Origin of the sequence: Microbulbifer aestuariivivens (assembly GCF_039545115.1) — a bacterium.
In the GTDB taxonomy this organism is placed as follows: Bacteria; Pseudomonadota; Gammaproteobacteria; order Pseudomonadales; family Cellvibrionaceae; genus Microbulbifer; species Microbulbifer aestuariivivens.
The window spans coordinates 1-3,987 of record NZ_BAABRT010000038.1; the positions used below are offsets into that span (position 1 = coordinate 1).

Below are 3,987 nucleotides of genomic sequence, written 5' to 3' on the forward strand. Positions count from 1 at the left end.
TCCCGCCGGGTTTTTCGTTTCTTGCCTGCATATTCAGCTTCAGCGAAGGTCAGCTGGGTCATTTTCTAGGTTCCCGGTTGGAAAACTGTATTTTGCCAGAAATGGGCTATTTTTCAGAGATGCCCTAGCAAAGCAAATGCTGCGTTCGCTTATCGTTAGTAGTCGCTAGCCATTTCAAACATGCCAACTAAATTTTTACATCGTGCCATCAATACGCATAACAAAACGGTCAATATCGCCTACGGCTGGACAAAGCACTGCGTGCTTTGCCCATTACCTTGGCGTTATGTTGCCGGGCGGTAAAAATTCTTTCCGGTACCAGTGTGTAGTTTTTCGCACTGTTTTAGTTAGTGTTCGATATCTGGTAGTTTTGGTGCCGCATATCCAAGCAGTTCCGTTCCTAGCATATCCGTTCGGGTTCGGTAGATGTGGCTAGTCCACTGCCGTATCGTGGAGTACCAATAAGTTAATAATTGGGTGGGGGAGGTTCGGTATTCTTCCCTCGTAATTTCGGGCGCTGGCCAGCCAATCCGTGGCTGGCAAAGTGCTAGTAGTTGGCCGGGACCGCGTCAGCCATAACCAAGCTAGGCAGGTTCGCCCAGCCGGTGGCTGGGCTGGACAGCCTACGCTGCGCTTCGGCTGCCCCTGCTAGCGGCGTTAAGCATCAAGGGAAGATATGACGAGCGATCAGTATCTTAGAAATACATTAAACAAGTATGCAGTCAATACTCCAGCAGCGCAGGCTGCAGGGCAAACTATTTATCCTGTCATAAAGAAATGGAGCAATGGGTATATGGTTAAAGCAGAATTTTCTGGCTCTATGTCAAAAGGTACAGCCATTAGTTTAGGTACTGACGCGGATATATTTATTTCATTATCATCAACCACTCCAGGCACTCTACAAGAAATATATAACAGTTTAAATAATGCTGTAGTTCAGTCAGGTTATCCTGCGCGAAAACAAAATGTTTCCATAGGAACAACTGTTAATGGCCACAAAATAGATTTGGTTCCTGGTCGTAGGCAAGATCAATATAGTAATAATCACAGCCTTTATAGAAGCAAAGCTGGAAGTTGGACTAAAACAAACATCAATACTCATATAAACAAAGTCACTTCTAGCAAGCGAACAGATGAAATCAAGCTTACAAAAATATGGCGTGAGCTTCACGGATTAAACTTCCCATCATTTTACTTAGAGCTGGCTGTAATTGATGCATTGAAGCACTCCAGAGTCGGGGATCTGTCATCTAACTTCTGGAAAGTTCTTGGCTTCCTGAAAGACGACTTTATTTCAAAGCGATATGTCGATCCCGCCAATACAAATAATGTGATATCTGATGATTTAAATTTGCAAGAAAAGCGCGCCATTGCTGCTAAGGCAAGCGAATCAAGAAGTCAGTCCAATTGGAATAGGATCGTTTGGTAATATGAGTAAAGCAAAAGAAAACTCTAAAAGAGATGGTAAGGAGTATCTAAGGAATTCATTTGCCGCGGAACAAGAGGTTCTTCAGGTCAAGCTCAATTTATCAACTACATCAATTACTCACGATGGAGTTATGGGTGATGTAAATGAAAAACATTTCATCGAGTTTTTACTTCGGCACTTACCAAAAAGATATGCTGTCGATAGTGCGATTGTTATCGATTCAAATGGTGATACTAGCGACCAAATAGATATCGTTATATACGACAACCAATACACACCCACACTATTGGGGCAGCATGACCATAGGTTTGTTCCTGCAGAAGCTGTTTATGCAGTTATAGAGGTAAAGCCAACAATAAATAAAGGATACCTTGAATATGCAGGGAATAAGGCTGCCTCAGTACGAAAGCTAGAACGTACTAGCGTGCCGATCAAGCACGCTGGGGGAGAGTATGATCCAAAACCTCCAATCGAAATAGTATCAGGTATTGTTGCAATGAATATCGAGTGGGCGGACGGGTTCGGTAGCCAAGCATTTCATGACAATCTGAATTCATTGGAGGGTGAAACCTCACTAGATTTTGGTCTGGCGTTGACAGGTGGTACATTTGATACTTTCTCTGATGAAATCACCATTGGTGCGCCTGATAACGCATTAGCTTATTTCTTATTTAGGCTTTTGGAGCAGCTTCAGAGTCTTGGTACTGTTCCTGCTGTAGATTGGAACAAGTACGCCGAAGTAATGGCGCAATAAATGCTTAACAAGGCGCTGCTGTCGGACAAATTTTCCGCTGCGCTCCAAATTTGCCGCAGAGCGCGGCGTTATGTTGCCGGGCGGTAAAAATTATCGTCGGTGCCTACGGGTAATCTTTCGCGCTGGTTTAGCGTCCGGCATTGAGCCGCTCGGTCGTTCCGCATCCCGGCAGTTTCGTTCCAAGAGCGTTCTTTCTGGTTCGGTAGAGGTGTCTAGTCCGCTGCAGTATCGTGGGGTGCCATTAAGTTAATAATCTGATGGGGGAGGTGCGGTAATCTTCCCTCGTAATATCTGGCAGTGGCCAGCCAAGTCGTGGCTGGCAGCGTGCAGGTAGCGGGTGTACAGTGCGGCACCTATAACCAAGCTAGGCAGGTTCGCCCAGCCGGTGGCTGGGCTGGACAGCCTACGCTGCGCTTCGGCTGCCCCTGCTAGCGGCGTTATGTTGCCGGGCGGTAAAATCCGTGGTCAGTGCCAGCGTGTAATTTTTTACACTGGTATAGCCTCCGGTATTGAGATTCTCTGCCCTTTCGTGTCCGAGCAGTTTCGTTCCTAGAGCCTTCTCTCTTGTTTGGTAGGACTGGCTACTCCGCTGCAGCATCGTAGAGCGTCATTAAGTTAATAATCTGGTGGGGGAAAGTACGGTATTCTTCCCTCGTAATATTGGGGCTGGCCAGCCAATCCGTGGCTGGCAAAGTGCTAGTAGCTGGTTTGGAGTGCGTCAGCCATAACCAAGCTAGGCAGGATCGCCCTGCCGATGGCTGGGCTGGACAGCCTACGCTGCGCTCCGGCTGCCCCTGCTAGCGGCGTTATGTTGCCGGTCGGTGAAATTATCGTCGGTGCCTGCGGGTAATTTTTTGCACTGTTTTAGCGTCCAGTATTGAGCAGCTCGGTCATTCCGCATCCCGGCAGTTTCGTTCCTAGAGCGTTCTCTCGGTGCGGTAGAGGTGGCTATTCCACTGCACTATCGTGGAATACCAATAAGTTAATAATTTGGTGGGGGAGGTGCGGTATTCTTCCCTCGTAACATTGGGCTGTGGCCAGCCAATCCGTGGCTGGCAAAGTGCTAGTAGTTGGGCCGGAGCGCGTCAGCCATAACCAAGCTAGGCAGGTTCGCCCAGCCGGTGGCTGGGCTGGACAGCCTACGCTGCGCTCCGGCTGCCCCTGCTAGCGGCGTTATGCATAAATGAAGCTAGAGATGAGTAAAGGGTTTCTAATGAGTACCGCTGTCGTAATCGGTGCTCCAATTGCGCTGTCTGTTTTCGCCAATGTTGCATACATTTATACGCTTTGTGGTTTGTTTGCATGGGCCACGGTCGGGCATTTGGTAACTCTAGATGATGATATGCCCGGAGAGTGGAGTAATATGGAACGATCTCCGGAAGTGTGGAGAAAATCAAAAATAGAGTTGCTGGCGAAGTTTGTGGTTTTTTGTGTGCTGTTAGCTGTGATGCTACGTTTTCCTCAGCTAGCTCTGTATGGAGCGTAATTGAAAATATGCATAACAAGGCCATGCTGACGCATTAGCATTCGCTAATGCTCGGACAATTTAAGCGCAGTCCGCTTGTGCATGGCTGCGCCATTATTGCACAATCGGCCTCCACTCAAATTGCCCGCAGATGGCGGCGTTAAGGTTTCAGGGAATCGAGGATGCCGATAAATTTAATCGACTATTCAAACTCCAAAGAGGGAGAAAAAGGCATCTCTCTGAGTGGATTGTGTGATGACGAGTGGGAAATGCCATCACAAATTGAAGCGCTGGAGAAATGGTTATCGACCGAGGGGCGTAAATTACCTAACGGTTCGT

General features: G+C 47.6%; 3 protein-coding genes. All 3 read left to right on the forward strand.

Annotation, left to right across the window (positions count from 1 at the left end):
- Window positions 1-676 precede the first annotated feature (676 nt).
- Window positions 677-1,429 (forward strand): nucleotidyltransferase family protein, encoded by a 753-nt coding sequence (locus ABEA58_RS14060; protein ID WP_345552503.1) that lies wholly within the window; start codon window positions 677-679, stop codon window positions 1,427-1,429.
- Between the two features lies 1 nt (window position 1,430).
- Window positions 1,431-2,183: a DUF6602 domain-containing protein gene (locus ABEA58_RS14065; RefSeq protein WP_345552505.1), complete on the forward strand. Its 753-nt coding sequence runs from the start codon at window positions 1,431-1,433 to the stop codon at window positions 2,181-2,183.
- Window positions 2,184-3,378: 1,195 nt separating this feature from the next.
- The gene (locus ABEA58_RS14070; RefSeq protein ID WP_345552506.1) at window positions 3,379-3,669 is read left to right on the forward strand and encodes a hypothetical protein; all 291 of its coding nucleotides are present in this window, start codon (window positions 3,379-3,381) and stop codon (window positions 3,667-3,669) included.
- Window positions 3,670-3,987: the final 318 nt, after the last annotated feature.

Bases quoted from the DNA above. Each gene is read 5' to 3' on its own strand.
- ABEA58_RS14060 (WP_345552503.1), top strand. From the start codon at position 677: ATGACGAGCGATCAGTATCTTAGAAATACATTAAACAAGTATGCAGTC.
- ABEA58_RS14065 (WP_345552505.1), top strand. From the start codon at position 1,431: ATGAGTAAAGCAAAAGAAAACTCTAAAAGAGATGGTAAGGAGTATCTA.
- ABEA58_RS14070 (WP_345552506.1), top strand. From the start codon at position 3,379: ATGAGTAAAGGGTTTCTAATGAGTACCGCTGTCGTAATCGGTGCTCCA.